The 14,704-nt window shown below is 72.4% G+C and carries 15 protein-coding genes; 2 read left to right on the forward strand and 13 right to left on the reverse strand.

The features are described 5' to 3' along the window. Positions 1-34: 34 nt before the first annotated feature. From BCL76_RS09650 to BCL76_RS09705, 12 genes are all read right to left on the reverse strand, one after another. Positions 35-913: an alpha/beta hydrolase gene (locus BCL76_RS09650; protein WP_109779078.1), complete on the reverse strand. Its 879-nt coding sequence runs from the start codon at positions 911-913 to the stop codon at positions 35-37. A 171-nt stretch (positions 914-1,084) separates the two neighbouring features. Next, on the reverse strand, positions 1,085-2,308 hold the full coding sequence (gene kynU, locus BCL76_RS09655; RefSeq protein WP_109779079.1) for a kynureninase: 1,224 nt from the start codon (positions 2,306-2,308) through the stop codon (positions 1,085-1,087). After that, entirely contained in the window at positions 2,301-3,155 is an 855-nt protein-coding gene (locus tag BCL76_RS09660; RefSeq protein WP_109779080.1) for a tryptophan 2,3-dioxygenase family protein, read from the reverse strand. Before BCL76_RS09660 ends, kynU begins: the two co-directional genes overlap by 8 nt. Positions 3,156-3,321: 166 nt before the next feature. Beyond that, a complete protein-coding gene (locus BCL76_RS09665; RefSeq protein WP_052870398.1) occupies positions 3,322-3,735 on the reverse strand; it encodes a DUF3151 domain-containing protein in 414 nt (137 codons plus the stop codon). Between the two features lie 178 nt (positions 3,736-3,913). Then, entirely contained in the window at positions 3,914-4,618 is a 705-nt protein-coding gene (locus BCL76_RS09670; protein WP_181382494.1) for a ScbR family autoregulator-binding transcription factor, read from the reverse strand. 187 nt (positions 4,619-4,805) lie between these two features. Continuing rightward, positions 4,806-5,828, reverse strand: coding sequence for a class II fructose-bisphosphate aldolase (fbaA, locus tag BCL76_RS09675; RefSeq protein WP_109779081.1), 1,023 nt, complete (start codon positions 5,826-5,828; stop codon positions 4,806-4,808). 315 nt (positions 5,829-6,143) lie between these two features. Further along, positions 6,144-6,683: an orotate phosphoribosyltransferase gene (pyrE, locus tag BCL76_RS09680; RefSeq protein WP_030755741.1), complete on the reverse strand. Its 540-nt coding sequence runs from the start codon at positions 6,681-6,683 to the stop codon at positions 6,144-6,146. A 33-nt stretch (positions 6,684-6,716) separates the two neighbouring features. Next, positions 6,717-7,505, reverse strand: a complete 789-nt coding sequence (locus BCL76_RS09685) for an aldose epimerase family protein (RefSeq protein ID WP_109779082.1) — start codon at positions 7,503-7,505, stop codon at positions 6,717-6,719. Between the two features lie 31 nt (positions 7,506-7,536). Continuing rightward, entirely contained in the window at positions 7,537-8,391 is an 855-nt protein-coding gene (locus BCL76_RS09690; protein WP_109779083.1) for an SRPBCC family protein, read from the reverse strand. Between the two features lie 33 nt (positions 8,392-8,424). Further along, positions 8,425-10,068: a polyamine aminopropyltransferase gene (locus BCL76_RS09695; RefSeq protein ID WP_109779084.1), complete on the reverse strand. Its 1,644-nt coding sequence runs from the start codon at positions 10,066-10,068 to the stop codon at positions 8,425-8,427. Positions 10,069-10,183: 115 nt separating this feature from the next. After that, positions 10,184-10,732, reverse strand: a complete 549-nt coding sequence (locus tag BCL76_RS09700; protein ID WP_109779085.1) for a DUF2617 family protein — start codon at positions 10,730-10,732, stop codon at positions 10,184-10,186. A gap of 398 nt (positions 10,733-11,130) precedes the next feature. After that, on the reverse strand, positions 11,131-11,385 hold the full coding sequence (locus BCL76_RS09705; protein WP_109779444.1) for a hypothetical protein: 255 nt from the start codon (positions 11,383-11,385) through the stop codon (positions 11,131-11,133). Between the two features lie 128 nt (positions 11,386-11,513). Here BCL76_RS09705 and BCL76_RS09710 point away from each other — a divergent pair, with 128 nt between their 5' ends. Further along, positions 11,514-12,704: a pyridoxal phosphate-dependent aminotransferase gene (locus BCL76_RS09710; protein WP_375137900.1), complete on the forward strand. Its 1,191-nt coding sequence runs from the start codon at positions 11,514-11,516 to the stop codon at positions 12,702-12,704. A 160-nt stretch (positions 12,705-12,864) separates the two neighbouring features. Further along, the gene (locus tag BCL76_RS09715; protein WP_181382495.1) at positions 12,865-14,055 is read left to right on the forward strand and encodes a glycosyltransferase family 39 protein; all 1,191 of its coding nucleotides are present in this window, start codon (positions 12,865-12,867) and stop codon (positions 14,053-14,055) included. A gap of 3 nt (positions 14,056-14,058) precedes the next feature. Here BCL76_RS09715 and BCL76_RS09720 read toward each other — a convergent pair whose 3' ends face one another. After that, positions 14,059-14,604: a YbjN domain-containing protein gene (locus tag BCL76_RS09720; RefSeq protein WP_109779086.1), complete on the reverse strand. Its 546-nt coding sequence runs from the start codon at positions 14,602-14,604 to the stop codon at positions 14,059-14,061. Between the last annotated feature and the right edge of the window lie 100 nt (positions 14,605-14,704).

A 14,704-nucleotide genomic window follows, 5' to 3' on the forward strand; every position in this document is an offset into this window, starting at 1 on the left:
CGAGGGTCGGCGACGGGTGTCACACCGCCGGGCGCTACCAGGCCAGCTGCGAGATCTCCTCGGCGACCACCGCGCACGCGTCCGCCGCCGGGTCGATCAGCGGGAAGTGTCCGACGGCGTCCAGGAGGGTCAGCCCGACCATCTCCCCCGCCTTCGCGGCCGCCGCCACATAGGCCTCGGCCACCTGCTGCGGGACCACGATGTCGTCCCGGCCCTGGACCACCGCCGTGGCGATCCCGGTCGGCAGCAGTGCCGCCGGATCGGCGTACGGCAGCCGTTCGTCCCAGTGGTCCGCCCCGCCCAGCAGCTGCGCGCTCGCGCCGCCGCACACGCCCAGTTCCTCCGCCACCGCGAAGTCGGCGATCGGGGCCAGTGCCACCACGCCCCGCAGCATCGGCGGGGCGGGCAGCCGCCACGGGGAGCCCGCGGGGAGGACGTGCCGGGCCGCGGCCCACAGCGCGAGGTGGCCGCCCGCCGAGTGGCCGGTGACGACCGTGCGGCGGACGTCGGCCTGCGGGAGGGCGTCGGCCGCCAGCCCCGGCAGGGCGTCCATCGCGGCGGCGACATCGTCGAAGGTCTCCGGCCAACGCCCGGCGACCGGACCCTCGGCGTTCTGGTGCGGCAGTGAACTACCACGTCGGTACTCGACATTGGCGACGGCGAACCCTCGACGGGCCAGGAAGTCCGCGAGCGGTGTGACGTGTTGTCGGTCGTACGGGGCCCGCCACGCGCCCCCGTGCAGCAGCACCACGAGCGGTGCCGGCCCCTGGGCCTCACCGCGCGGGGCGTAGAAGTCGACGACGTGGTCGGGGTGTTCCCCGTACGCGGCGGTCACGTCCGGCGCCACGGTCGGGTGGGCGAAGGCCGAGGCGGCCTCCGCGGCGTCCCGTTCCACTGCGGCGGGGTCCGTCATCGGCTCAACCTCTCGGTAACGCGTGGGACAGCGGGGACAGATGTTCCGGTGGTCCGGCAGAGCGGGACCGTATCAGTCCGGAACAGGCTGTTCCGTGCGGGGACCGGAATATGACCGGGCGGACGGAGCCGTAGCCCCGCCCGCCCGGTGATGTGACGTTTCCCTACCGAGTCACCCGAAAATGTGACCCAGTGTTTGCGCGGCACGCTCGGCGTCGGCGAAACCGACGTAGAGCGGGGTGAAGCCGAAGCGCAGGACGTCGGGTGCGCGGAAGTCGCCGATGACGCCCCGGGAGATGAGCTCACCCATGACCTCACGGGCGTTCTCGGTCCGCAGCGAGATCTGGCTCCCGCGGCGGCCGTGCTCGACCGGGGTGACCGACTCGACCCGGCCCTGCGGGACGTACGCCGCCACGCATTCCAGGAAGAAGTCGGTCAGGGCGAGGGACTTGGCCCGTACGTCTTCGACGGACACGCCGTCCCAGGCGTCGAGCGCCGACTCCAGGGCCAGCATGGACAGGATGTCCGGCGTGCCGACCCGTCCACGGGTCGCGCCCTCGGCCGCCTCGAAGGCCGGGGTCATCGCGAACGGATCCGCGTGACCGTTCCAGCCCGGGAGCGGGGAGTCGAAGTCGGCCTGGTGGCGGGTGGCGATGTACAGGTACGCGGGCGCGCCGGGGCCGCCGTTGAGGTACTTGTACGTGCAGCCGACCGCGAGGTCGACGGCGTGCGCGTCGAGGTCGACGGGCAGGGCTCCGGCGGAGTGGCACAGGTCCCAGACCGTGATCGCCCCGGCGGCGCGGGCCGCCGTGGTGAGGGCGGCGAGGTCGTGGAGCCGTCCGCTGCGGTAGTCGACGTGGTTGAGGAGGACCACGGCGGTGTCCGCGTCCATGGCCTCGGCCGCGTGCGAGGGGTCCACCGGGACGACGGTCAGGCCCGTCATCCGGGCCGCGGACTGCGCGATGTAGCCGTCGGTGGGGAAGGTGGCCGCGTCGACCAGCAGCTTCGTCCGGCCGGGGGCCGCGAGACGGGCGGCACCGACCAGAGCCTTGAAGAGGTTGACGCTGGTGGAGTCACCGACGACCACCTGACCGGGGGCCGCGCCGACGAGCGGGGCGATCTTGTCGCCGATCCGCTCGGGCGCGGTCCACCAGCCGCTCTCGTCCCAGGACCGGATGAGCAGCTCGCCCCACTGCCGGGCGACGACGTCCGCGGTGGTGTCGGCGACACCGGCCGGGAGCGCGCCGAGCGAGTTGCCGTCCAGGTAGACGACCCCGTCGGGGAGGGTGAAGCGCTCGCGGAGCTTGGCGAGCCCGTCGGCCGCGTCCAGCTCGGCCGCACGCTCGCGCAGGTCCGCCGAAGGCTCCCTCGATATGTTCGTGGAGGCGTCAGACATAGCTGCGGGCCGTCCAGAGCTCCGGGAAGACGTTCTTCGTCGCCCGCTTCTCCAGCCAGGTCACGCCGGCCGAGCCGCCCGTGCCCGTCTTCGCGCCCATCGCGCGACGGGTGGCGACCAGGTGGTCGTTGCGCCAGCGCCAGACGAGCTCGGCGACATCCGTGAGGACCTCGCCGAGGCGGTGCAGGTCCACGGTCTCGTTGTCGTCCGGGGCGGCGTACAGGCCCGTCCAGACGGCCTCGACCTCGGGGGAGGGCTCGTAGCGCTGCGACAGGTCGCGGTTCAGCACGGCCTCCGGGACCGGCAGGCCGCGGCGGGCGAGCAGGCGCAGCACCTCGTCGTAGAGGCTGGGCTCGTGCAGGGCCTTCTCCAGCTCCGCGTGGACGCGCGGGGCACCCCGGTGCGGGACCAGCATGGAGGCGGACTTCTCGCCGAGCAGGAACTCCATGCGGCGGTACATCGCCGACTGGAAACCGGAACCCTCGCCGAGGGCGGCGCGGTAGGCGTTGAACTGTCCCGGGGTGAGCTGGGCGAGCGGGCGCCAGGATGCGTTGAGGGCCTCGAGCTCACGGAGGGAACGTTTCAGCGCATCCATCGCGACCTGGATGCGGTCCTCGCGCAGGGCCTTCGCGGCGGTTTCCCACTCGTGGACGATGACCGTGAACCACAGCTCCATGACCTGGGTCGTCACCAGGAAGACCATCTCGCCCGGGTCGTCGGAGCGCAGGTGCTGGAGGTGGGTGAGAACGTCCGCCTGGACGTAGTCCTCGTACGGGGTGGTGCCGTCGAAGTCGAGGTTCGGGGTTTCAGACCCGCCGACTCCGGAGGCATCAAGGGTTTTCGACATCGCTGTCTCCTCGACACGTGCTTCCGGGTAGCGGTCCGCCCCTTCCGTGAGGTGAGTGGAGCCCCGGTCCCCTGCCCGCATCATAGGACCCCGTCGCGCCGGCGCTCCAGCGGAGAGTGACACGAATTACACACTTTGGGTGCGTGTCACTCCCCGCCGTACGGACTCAGGCGCTCAGCGTGTCCGCGGCCGTCGGGGACGAGTCACGCAGGAAGGTCGAGCAGCGCTCGTACTCCTCCTTCTCGCCGATCGCCTCGGCCGCGCGGGCCAGGGCGTGCAGGGCGCGCAGGAAGCCGCGGTTCGGCTCGTGCTCCCACGGCACCGGGCCGTGGCCCTTCCAGCCGGCGCGGCGCAGCGCGTCGAGGCCGCGGTGGTAGCCCGTACGGGCGTAGGCGTACGACTCGACGGTGTTGCCGGCCGCGAAGGCCTCGTCGGCGAGGACCGCCCAGGCCAGGGACGACGTGGGGTGCGCGGCCGCCACCTCGACGGCGGGGGTGCCGGCGGCGATGGCCTCGCGGCCCGGCTCGTCGGGCAGGTGGGTGGGGGCGGGGCCCCCGAGCAGGTTCTGGTGAATGGACATGCCCCCAGTCTGCCGGGCCGCCGCCGCCGGACGAGCGGTGGTCCGCCGGATCCGGGTGCGGGGCGCGGCGGGGCCGGTCGGGCGCGGCGCGGCGGGGCCGGTCGGGCGCGGGGCGGCGCGGGCCGGCGCGTGCCTGCGCCGGGGGGCCGGAACCGGATGCGCGCCCCGGCGCCGCGGATCAGCCGACGGCGGCCGGGACCGGTGCGGACGGGCTCGAACAGTCGCACCGGGCGGCCTCGTCCGGGCCGTGCAGCACCCGCGCGCCGCGCCCCGGAGCGGTGTCGAGCCGGGCCGCCACGGCCGGGACCACCAGGCTCGGCAGCACGCTCGTGTAGAGCGCCGAGATCTCCCGGTCCAGGTCGAGCCCGAGGGTCTGCGACATGACGTTGAGCCCGGCGAAGGCCCCGACCACCAGCCGCGAGGGCCCCGACGGGTCCACGTGCGGGAGCAGTTCGCCGTGCTCCCTCGCCCGCACCAGCAAGGCGGTGTGCAGATCGATCCACCCCTGGTACGGCGCCGCCCGGTCCAGTTCCCGGCCGTTCTGCTCCAGTGTGAGCCGGGCACTGCCGCGCATCAGCACGTCATGGCGGAGGCGGTGCGAGAAGACCATGCCGACGTCGACGAACTCCTGCGCCCTGAACTCCTGCGGGGTGACCGGCGCGTGCATGATGACCTGGGCGTCGATCACGGCCTGCGCCAGGTCCTCCTTCGAGTCGAAGTGGAAGTAGAGCGCGCCTTTGGTGACATTGGCGAGCCGCACGATGTCCGTCAGTTTGGCCGCGCCGTAGCCCCGGTCCTCGAACACCACGGCGGCGGCCTCCAGGATCGCCCGGCGGGTGCGCACGGCGCGGTCCTGCATCGCCTGCGTTCGTTCGGCCCTCATGTGCACATGCCCTTCCCCCGCCCCCGACCGATCGGTCCGTACATGCCCCCGACACGTACCTCCGGGGGCAGTTCACACCATCGTGCGGTCACCGTCCACCGCCGCACCCCTGCCGGGGGACGCCGAAGGGCCCGGCCTCCGTCGTGGGACGGGGGCCGGGCCCTTCGGTTCGACTCGCTGCTGCCGACTACTTCAGCTTGGTGCCGGTGGAGCGCAGGTTCGCGCACGCCTCGGCGACGCGCGCGGCCATGCCCGCCTCGGCGGCCTTGCCCCAGGTGCGGGGGTCGTACTTGGACTTCGTACCGACCTCGCCGTCGACCTTCAGCACACCGGCGTAGTTGCTGAACATGTGGTCCACGACCGGGCGGGTGAAGGCGTACTGGGTGTCGGTGTCGAGGTTCATCTTCACGACGCCGTTCTCCAGCGCGGTGGCGATCTCCTCGGCCGTGGAGCCCGAGCCGCCGTGGAAGACGAAGTCGAACGGGGAGGCCTTGCCGTACTTCTCGGCGACACCGGCCTGGAGGTCCTTGAGGAGCTCGGGGCGCAGGACGACGTTGCCCGGCTTGTAGACGCCGTGGACGTTGCCGAAGGAGGCGGCCAGCAGGTAGCGGCCCTTCTCGCCCAGGCCGAGGGCCTCGGCGGTGCGGATCGCGTCGTCGACGGTGGTGTACAGCTCGTCGTTGATCTCGTGGGTGACACCGTCCTCCTCGCCGCCGGTCGGGGTGATCTCGACCTCAAGGATGATCTTGGCGGCGACGGCCTTGGCGAGCAGCTCCTGGCCGATGGCCAGGTTGTCGGCCAGGGTCTCGGCGGAGCCGTCCCACATGTGCGACTGGAAGAGCGGGTTCAGACCGCGGGACACGCGCTCGGCGGAGATGTCGAGCAGCGGACGTACGTAGCCGTCCAGCTTGTCCTTCGGGCAGTGGTCCGTGTGCAGGGCGACCGTGATGTCGTACTTGGCGGCCACGATGTGCGCGAACTCGGCCAGGGCGACCGCGCCGGTGACCATGTCCTTGTTGTGCTGGCCACCCAGGAACTCCGCACCACCGGTGGAGATCTGGATGATGCCGTCGCTCTCGGCCTCCGCGAAGCCGCGCAGGGCAGCGTGCAGGGTCTGGGATGAGGTCACATTGATGGCCGGGTAGGCGAACTTGCCTGCCTTCGCCCGGTCGAGCATCTCGTTGTAGACCTCGGGGGTTGCGATGGGCATCTGCCGGCTCCTTGGATGTGCGGGGAGTGTGCTTATTGCGGGCCCTGACCTGGGGGCGACGTCATCGTCGCGCCTATCTTTCCAGACTCGGCGCAGGGGTCCAGACTGCCGGTCTCACGTGGTGGGCGAACGGCCCGGGATGTTTCACGTGAAACACCCCGGGCGTCCGGGAAAGGGCAGGTCAGGCCGGTCCGAGAGACGGCCGAGGTCTTTCTTCACCAGTTCTCGCGGTGGCCGGACCGGGCCGACGCGGGCGGGAGCGAGACCGACCCGGTCCGCGGCGCGGCGGCCGGGGCCCGCACGATCCGGCGGAGCCTAGGACAGGCCGAGGTCCTCGAGGAGGTAGCCGGTCAGGTACGGCAGGCCGGCCTCGGCGATCGCGTCGGCCGCACCGCGGTCGACGATCGTGGCGACGGCGACGACCTCGCCACCGGCCTCGCGGACCGCCTCGACGGCGGTCAGCGGGGACCCGCCGGTGGTCGAGGTGTCCTCGACCACCAGGCAGCGCTTGCCCTTCACGTCGGTGCCCTCGATACGGCGCTGCATGCCGTGGGCCTTCTGCGCCTTGCGGACGACGAAGGCGTCCAGGCGCTCACCGCGCGCCGCGGAGGCGTGCAGCATCGAGGTGGCGACCGGGTCGGCGCCCAGGGTCAGACCGCCGACGCAGTCGAATTCGAGCTCGGCGGTGAGGTCGAGCATGACCTGGCCGACCAGCGGGGCCGCCTCGCCGTCGAGGGTGATCCGGCGGAGGTCGATGTAGTAGTCGGCCTCGCGGCCGGAGGAGAGGGTCACCTTGCCGTGCACGACGGCCTTGTCCTTGATCTGCTGCAGAAGCGCATCGCGTACGTCACTCATGCTTCTGAGCTTAGAGGTGCCCTCGCGAGCGGCCTAGCCGAGGCGACGCCAGGTCCAGGTCGTGGAGACCTCCAGCGGATCGACCGGGGTGACCAGGCGCGGAAGGGAATTCAGCCCGTTCGGCGGACCCGACTGCGGCTCCACGCAGACGGCCTCGGGCTCCTCGTCGTAGATGACCACCCATTCGGCCCGGCTGGTGACCCGCAGTTCGAGGGCGCCCGGCCAGGTGAGGGTGACGTCCACGCCGTTCGGCATGCCGAAGCAGTCGTCCCAGGGGCGGGGCTTCGGGTCGATGCGCCTGCCGGTGGGGATGTGGTCCTCGCCGCGCTCCTCCTGCCATCCGGGTTCGAAGGAGACCTCCGCGTCCGGGCCGCCGGCCCCGAGGTTGCGCAGGAACCACGGGTGCCAGCCGACCTGGGCCGGGAAGGAGTCCCCGTACGTCTCGACGCCCATGGCGAGGGTCAGCGAGTCCTCGGCGAGGGTGACGACCTGGGTCACCCGTCCGGGGTACGGCCACGGGTCGGCGAGGTCGTAGGCGAAGGCGGCTTCGGTGGCGGTGGCCCCGGCCGGGCGCCAGGGCGCGTCACGACCGAAGCCGTGGAGAGCGTGCGGCGGGTGGTTGAGCGGCATCTGATGGACGGTCGCGCCGTCGTGGAACCGTCCGTTCGCGACCCGGCCGCACCACGGGACCATCGGGAAGGCCCCGAACCTCGGCCCCTGGCGCAGTAGTTCCGTTCCGTCGATGCGCAGGCTGCTGATCCGGCAGCCGTTCTCCTGGTCGACCGTCACCTCGGCGCCGCCGGCGCTCAGTTGCGTACTCATGCGGTCGACCCTAATGCGGTCGGCCCGCGGATCAGCGACGACGGCGCAGGGCACGGCCGATGACGACTGCCGAGGCCAGCGCGAAGGCGGCGGCCGGGGCGATCCACCGCAGGCTGTCTCCGGCCCCGGCCGAGGTGGGCGCGGGGACCGGGGCGTACCGGCCGCGCGGCGGCGCGTGGTCCACCTCCTCCGCACTGCGGCCGATCATGGTGCGGCGGGCGTGGGCGGCCTCGGCCGGGGGCCGCGGCGCTCCGTCGGAACCCTCGAACCGACCGGCGAGGAAGGGGTCCAGGGACGGCGGCGGTACGTCCGTCTCGAAGAGGGAGGCGGTGACCTCGGTGACGTCGTCCTCGACGTACCCGGGCCCCTGCCCGTCCGCTCCGCCCTCGCCGCCCTCCGCTTCCTCGGCCTCGGCCTCGGCCACCGGGTCGCTCACGGCGTCGGGAGCGGCCTCGGGAGCGGCGGCGAGGGTCAGCTGTCCGGCGGCGCGGTCCAGCAGGCGCACCACGGCGGTGGCCGCGGCCTCGGGCGGGAAGGCCGCGGCGCGCCCGTCGGCGGTGGCCGCGGCGGTGAAGTCCAGCCGGGTCCCGTCCGGGATCGGGGTCAGGCGCAGGTCGAGGGAGAACGTCACGGTTCCGCTGCCGCGGACCTCCGTGCCCTCGCCGTCGAAGGTGAAGTGCCCGGGGTCCCGCTCGGTGACGGTCAGGGCGCCCCGGTAGGTCACGGTGCTCCCGCCGACCCGGACCTTGAGCCGGCCCGAGACCGGCCCGGCGTCGGTGTCGGCGTCCTGCTGGAGTCCCGGCACGCACCGGGCCACCCGGGCGGGGTCGCGCAGCACGGCGCGGAGATCGTCTGCCGGTACCGGGACGAACACCTGATGCTCCATGTGGTCGAGCCTACCGACGAGACCCGCACCAGGTCACGAATAGCGCGGGTGCGGCAAGGTCGACGGAGGGAGTCCGGGCACCCGGGTGCGTTCCGCGTCGCGTGCGGCGTCCTGGAGGGAGCGGGTCGAGAGCGAGCGCAGCGCGGGCGTGTCGCGGTCCACGCGCAGGGGCGGCTGCTGGTCCCGGGCGGCCAGGACGAAGCCCCAGTCCTGCGGTGGTACGTCGGTCACGCCGTGGGGGGTGCGGTCGGGTCCGGCGGCGAAGCCCGCGAGGCGGCCGCCCGCGCTGTAGGGGGCGGTGCGCAGGCCGGCGGCGCGCAGGGTGGAGTCGACGGTCCAGTACGCACGCGGGCGCGTGGCAAGCGGTCCGGCGTGCACGGCGATGCGGCCCCCGGGACGCAGGGCCCGCGCGGCCAGCCCGTAGAACTCCTGCGAGTACAGCTTCGTGCTGGGGGTGATGCCCGGGTCGGGGAGGTCGGAGACGATGACGTCGAAGCGGTCGCCGAAGGCCGGTCCCCGCAGCCAACGGAAGGCGTCCTGCGTGACGACGGCCAGCCGCGGGTCCTCGTACACCCCGGCGTTGAGGGCGGAGAGCATCGGATCGGTGCGGGCGAGGCGGACCACGCCGGGGTCGAGTTCGACGACGGTGACGGATGAGACGTCCCGGTAGCGGAGCACCTCGCGCGCGGCGAGCCCGTCACCGCCGCCCAGGACCAGGACGCGGGCGTGCGGGCCGGTCATCGCGGGGTGGACCAGGGCCTCGTGGTAGCGGTACTCGTCGTAGCCGCTGACCCGCAGCCGCCCGTCCAGGTAGAGGTCGAGGGAGCGCGGGGATCCGGTGCCCGGGCCGGTGAGCACCAGTTCCTGCACCCCGGTCTGAACGGCGACCCGGACCTCCGCGCCGTAGACGGCGCGGCGGGCGTTGCGCTCGAAGTCGTCGGCGAGGACGGTCGCGGAGGCGAGCACGGCCAGGACGGTCACGTTCGCGCCGATCAGCAGCCAGCGGCAGCGTCTGCTCAGGTCGCGGCGGAACAGCCACAGGACCAACCCGCCGCCGACGATCACGTTGACGGTGCCGGTGACCATGGCACCGGTGAGCTGGCCGAGCATCGGGAGCAGCAGGAAGGGGAAGGCGAGGCCGCCGACCAGGGCGCCCACGTAATCGGCGGCGAACAGGTCGGCGACGGCCCCGCCCGCGTCCTGTCTGCGGATGCGCTGGATGAGGACCATCAGCAGCGGGATCTCGGCGCCGATGAGCACCCCGATGGCGAAGGAGAAGGCGACGAGCGCGGGGCGGGACTCCCCCAGCCAGGCGAAGCTCGCGTACAGCGCTACGGCCGACAGCCCGCCGAGCAGGGCGAGCCCGGCCTCGATGGCGCCGAAGCCGAAGGCGGGCCGGTGGCGGAAGCGCTTGGCGAGCAGGGAGCCGACACCCATGGCGAAGACCATGACGGACAGCACGACCGACGCCTGGGTGACGGAGTCGCCGATGAGGTAGGTGCCGAGGGCGAGCAGCTCCAGCTCGTACACGAGCCCGCAGGCGGCGCAGATGAACACGGTGGCCAGGACGAGGAGTCGGCCGGTCCGGGGCCGTACGGGCAGGGCGGCCGGGACGGTCGCGGCGCCCCGCGGCTCCGGGGCCGGGAGTACCCGGCGCGGGACGGAACGGTCGATCATGAAGCGAACCGTACGTCACCACCCACCCACATCCGGTCACCCACATGGGTGCAAGTGACGTACTGAACCCGCCAGTTGGCGTAACCGTGGCACGACGATCGCGCCCCGGCGCCCGCTACAGCAGGGCGGGCGATTCCAGGGCCGCCGGTGCGGGCGCCCCGATCCGTACGCCCACCCGTGTCCGGGTGGCCACCAGCTGGCCCTCCTGCGGGTACGCGTGCCAGGTCCGCCAGCGCACCTGACCCTCGAAGCGCTGCGCGAGCATGGCGGTGAAGGCGTGCGGACTTCCGGGGAAGGTCCCCGCTAGTCCGTTCGGGTGATCCGCCACCAGTGCGAGCAACTCCTGGGCCCGCCCGGCGAAGGAGCCGCGGGAAAGGGTCTCGACCCGCGCGGCGAACTCGTACTCCCAGTCGCCCACCCGCTTGGCCACGCCGAGCGGCAGCGGTGTGCTGCTGCCGGGCATACAGGCGACGGTCTCCGAGCAGAGCACCTCCCCCTCCTCCAGAAGCACCTGGTGGGACGCCCCGAGCAGGCGCAACTCCACCTTCGCCCCCGAAAGTTCGAGGTTCAGTACGGCCAGGGCGGGCAGCCGGTCCCGACCCAGGGCCCAGGCGAGATCGGCGGCACGCGTGTCGGTGTATGAGGTCTGGAGGGTCGTGAGCATGAGTCGGCTCCGCAAACGCGCGAGGGAGATGGGCCGGGGCCCGCCAGCGGTAGCAAGCACGGGTGGGGGGAAACCGGCACGGGTCCACAGGGAGTCCCGGGAGGTCCGAGGACTGGTCTACTCAACCGAGGGAATCATGAAAGGCACGGCACTCACAGCGTTTTTACCCAACTTGACGGGGTTTACATCCCCCCGGGGGCTCGGCAGTTCACGTGTTCAACAGGTTGCGTCCCGCGCGTCGTCATGCATCGGCGAACGAGAGGGCGCAGGACGGCGATCGGACCGTCGAACGCCCTCGTCCACGCGGTACCGCGAGGGTGCCGGGCGCGTGCCTTTGCGGTGCTCGGTGCACGGTGCACAACGCCCGGCGCCCGGCGCCCGACACCCTGCGCCCGGTGTCAGCTGGACCCGCCGCCGCAGCCGCCGCCTCCGCACGAGGAGGACGATCCCCCGCACGAGGAGGACGAGCCGCAGCCGCCCCCCGAGTCGCCGCCGCCGTCACCCGCCCACCAGCCGCCGTGGCCGGTGCTGCCGCTGCCGCCGCGGCCTCGGCCACGGGACGAGCTGCGCCTCGTGGACGACCGGACCAGCTTGGTAAGGAAGTACGCCGCGATGAACAGCAGGATCACGACAAAGACGAAGACGAACCCCATGTCCGCCACCTCTCTCCCACCCCGGTCTTCCCGGGGGAGCGGGATCCCCGCGTCCCGCGTGAAGGGGAAATGCCCCCGGGCCGCACGGCCCAAAGCACACTTGAGGAAGTCCAGAGGTTGCCCTCAGGATGACGACCATGAGCACCCCCGTGAGCAGCGACCGCCCCTTCCTGAACCGCCGTCTGGCGGCCTTCGGCACGACGATCTTCGCGGAGATGTCGGCGCTGGCCACGCGCACCGGTTCGATCAACCTCGGCCAGGGCTTCCCCGACACCGACGGCCCTGCGCAGATCGCTGAGGCGGCCTCCCGCGCCGTCCTCACGGGACTCGGCAACCAGTACCCGCCGGGGCCGGGCGTCCCGGAGCTGCGCACCGCGATCGCCGCGCACCAGCAGCGCTTCTACGGTCTCGCTCACGACCCCGACACGGAGGTCCTCGTCACGGCGGGCGCCACGGAGGCCATCGCCGCCGCCCTCCTCGCCCTCCTGGAGCCGGGCGACGAGGTCATCGCCCTGGAGCCGTACTACGACTCGTACGCGGCCTGCATCGCCATGGCCGGCGCGGTACGCGTACCCGTCACCCTGCGTCCGCACGCCGGGGCCTTCGCCCTCGACCTGGACGAACTGCGCGCCGCCGTCACCCCGCGCACCCGCCTGCTGCTCCTGAACACCCCGCACAACCCGACCGGCACCGTCCTGACCCCGGCCGAGCTGACGGCGATCGCCGAGCTGGCGGTCGAGCGCGACCTGCTGGTGGTCACGGACGAGGTGTACGAACACCTGGTCTTCGAGGGCGCCCACACGCCCCTGGCGGGTCTCCCGGGCATGCGCGAGCGCACGGTCACCATCTCCTCGGCCGGGAAGACCTACTCGTTCACGGGCTGGAAGGTCGGCTGGATCACCGCGTCCCCGGAGCTGATCGCGGCGGTCCGCTCGGTGAAGCAGTTCCTCACCTACGTCTCCTCCGGCCCCTTCCAGTACGCGATCGCCGAGGCCCTCGCCCTGCCCGACAGCTACTACGACACCCTCCGCGCCGACCTGGCCGCCAAGCGCGACATCCTCGCCGACGGCCTCGCGGCGGCCGGCTTCGAGGTCTTCCGCCCGCAGGGCACGTACTTCATCACCACCGACATCACCCCCCTCGGCGAGAAGGACGGCCTCGCCTTCTGCCGCGCCCTCCCGGAACGCTGCGGCGTGGTCGCCATCCCGAACCAGGTCTTCTACGACGACAAGGCCGCCGGCGCCACCCAGGTCCGCTGGGCCTTCTGCAAGCGCGAGGACGTCCTGCGCGAGGCCGCGGAGCGGCTGCGCCGGCTCTGACCACGGGCCCGGTGATCTCGTTCCCCCGGACCGTTCCACCCGCGGACATCCCGCGTCCTTGCGGGGTTGTGGGGGCGGTGTGAAGCTGTGCGTCGTGCACGTGCCCCAAGCCCTCACCGCCGGGTGAGCGGACCCACCGCGAGCTGGAAGTCGGGGATCGATGGCAACGGGCAGAGCCGGCGTGTCCGTGTCGCCGCTGGAGATGCGCGCGGTCCGGGCCGTGCGCTCGGCCGCGCCGACCACGGTGATCGCGCTGGGGGTGTTCGCCGCCGTGCGCGGGGGCGGGGTGCTGGTGCTCGGCCTCGGGGCCTGGTGGGCCGGGCGGGATCCGCTGAAGGTGCTCGGCAGGTCCTGGGACTCGGACTGGTACCTGCGGATCGCCGCCCACGGCTACGGGCGGACCCTGATGTGGCCCGGGGCCACCACCGGGACCGGGCCCGTGCAGAGCGACCACGCCTTCTTCCCGCTCTACCCCACCCTGATACGGCTCGTCTCCCCGATACTGCCCGGCGGGGCGGTCCCCGCCGCGCTCCTCGTCGCCTGGGTCTCCGCCGCCGTGGCCGCCCTCGGGATCTACCGGGTCGGGGAGCGGGTGATCGGCCCGCGCGCCGGGCTGCTGCTCGTGGGTCTGTGGGCGGCGCTGCCGCACGCGGTGGTGCTCACCCTGGCCTACACCGAGGCCCTGCTGGCCGCCTTCGCCGCCTGGGCGCTGTACGCCCTGCTGCGCGAGCGCTGGCTGTGGGCCGCCGGTCTCGCGGTACTGGCCGGGCTGACCCGCCCCACCGGGCTGGCAGTCGCGGCCGCCGTCTCGGTCGTGGCCCTGCACACCGTCGTCGTACGAAGATCCCGGGCACCCGAGGTGTGGCTGGCCGGGCTGGTGGCGCCGGCGGGCTGGACGGCGTACGTCCTGGCCGTCGGCGTGCGGGTGGGCGACCCCTTCGGCGGCTACTTCGCCGTGCAGCGCGACTGGGGCTCCCGCTTCGATTTCGGCGCCGGGGCGCTGCGCTCCGCCGAGCGGGTGCTGACCGGTGGGCACGTGCCGCTCGCCACCACCGTGACCGTGGTCCTGCTGGCCGCGGCCGGGCTGCTGGCGGTGCTGCTGGTGCTGGACCGCATCCCGCTGTCCCTGCTCGTGTACACCGCGGTCCTGATGGTCATCGGCTTCGGCGGGGCCGGCTTCTTCGAGTCCAAGCCGCGCTTCCTGCTGCCGGCCTTCCCGCTGCTCCTGCCGATGGCCGCCGTCATGGCGAAAGCCCGGCCGCGCACCGCGGTCATGGTGACCTCGGTGCTGGCCGGGCTCGGTTACGGCTACGGGCTGTATCTGCTGCTCATCGCCCGTGTACCGCTGTAACGGCTAGCTGTTGGCGTCGCCGTTGCTGTCGTCGTCGCCGTCGGTGGAGTCGATGTCCTGCTCCAGGCCGAGCTGCTCGACGAGCCACTTGTCGAACTCGATGGAGGCGCGGACCCAGCTGACCGTGGAGGACACGAAGTGCTCCAGGTTGACGCCGGTGCCGATCAGCATCTGCGCCTCACCGATCAGACGGACCGAGCCGTCGTCGTGCGTGTGGCTGTAGACCTTCGGCCACAGGGTGCGGCGGTTCCAGTCGTCGATCGACTCGAGAAGCTGCGGCTTCTCGTCGATCTTGTGCGGACGGTCGTAGAAGGTCCGCACCGAGAAGACCTGCTGCTCGTCCTCGCCGCGGAACATGAAGTACGTGCGGAACTCCTCCCACGGCGCCGCGAGGTCACCCTCGTCGTCGACGACGTACTTGAGCTCCATCTGCTCCAGCAGCTGCTTGACCAGATCCTGGTCGGGGACGACGGGGCCCGCCGGTCCTGTGGCCTGCGGATCGGGCTGCTGCCCTCCGAAGTTCGGAATCGAGGCCGGGTCGATGCTCACCGTGTTTTCCCTTCGTGCGGATACCTGCATCCTCCCCCATCGCGCCCACCCTGTGTCCAGCCCCGCACGTACGATCCGCTCCGGGCGGAACGAGTAAGAA

This window comes from Streptomyces sp. CG 926, from assembly GCF_003148825.1.
Lineage (GTDB): Bacteria > Actinomycetota > Actinomycetes > Streptomycetales > Streptomycetaceae > Streptomyces.

What these genes read in the sequence shown, in the direction of transcription:
- BCL76_RS09690 (WP_109779083.1), bottom strand. Translation starts at nt 8,391, where the DNA reads ATGGAGCATCAGGTGTTCGTCCCGGTACCGGCAGACGATCTCCGCGCC.
- pyrE (WP_030755741.1), bottom strand. Translation starts at nt 6,683, where the DNA reads ATGAGTGACGTACGCGATGCGCTTCTGCAGCAGATCAAGGACAAGGCC.
- BCL76_RS09705 (WP_109779444.1), bottom strand. Translation starts at nt 11,385, where the DNA reads ATGGGGTTCGTCTTCGTCTTTGTCGTGATCCTGCTGTTCATCGCGGCG.
- BCL76_RS09715 (WP_181382495.1), top strand. Translation starts at nt 12,865, where the DNA reads ATGGCAACGGGCAGAGCCGGCGTGTCCGTGTCGCCGCTGGAGATGCGC.
- BCL76_RS09685 (WP_109779082.1), bottom strand. Translation starts at nt 7,505, where the DNA reads ATGAGTACGCAACTGAGCGCCGGCGGCGCCGAGGTGACGGTCGACCAG.
- fbaA (WP_109779081.1), bottom strand. Translation starts at nt 5,828, where the DNA reads ATGCCCATCGCAACCCCCGAGGTCTACAACGAGATGCTCGACCGGGCG.
- BCL76_RS09695 (WP_109779084.1), bottom strand. Translation starts at nt 10,068, where the DNA reads ATGATCGACCGTTCCGTCCCGCGCCGGGTACTCCCGGCCCCGGAGCCG.
- BCL76_RS09660 (WP_109779080.1), bottom strand. Translation starts at nt 3,155, where the DNA reads ATGTCGAAAACCCTTGATGCCTCCGGAGTCGGCGGGTCTGAAACCCCG.
- kynU (WP_109779079.1), bottom strand. Translation starts at nt 2,308, where the DNA reads ATGTCTGACGCCTCCACGAACATATCGAGGGAGCCTTCGGCGGACCTG.
- BCL76_RS09670 (WP_181382494.1), bottom strand. Translation starts at nt 4,618, where the DNA reads ATGAGGGCCGAACGAACGCAGGCGATGCAGGACCGCGCCGTGCGCACC.
- BCL76_RS09650 (WP_109779078.1), bottom strand. Translation starts at nt 913, where the DNA reads ATGACGGACCCCGCCGCAGTGGAACGGGACGCCGCGGAGGCCGCCTCG.
- BCL76_RS09700 (WP_109779085.1), bottom strand. Translation starts at nt 10,732, where the DNA reads ATGCTCACGACCCTCCAGACCTCATACACCGACACGCGTGCCGCCGAT.
- BCL76_RS09665 (WP_052870398.1), bottom strand. Translation starts at nt 3,735, where the DNA reads ATGTCCATTCACCAGAACCTGCTCGGGGGCCCCGCCCCCACCCACCTG.
- BCL76_RS09710 (WP_375137900.1), top strand. Translation starts at nt 11,514, where the DNA reads ATGACGACCATGAGCACCCCCGTGAGCAGCGACCGCCCCTTCCTGAAC.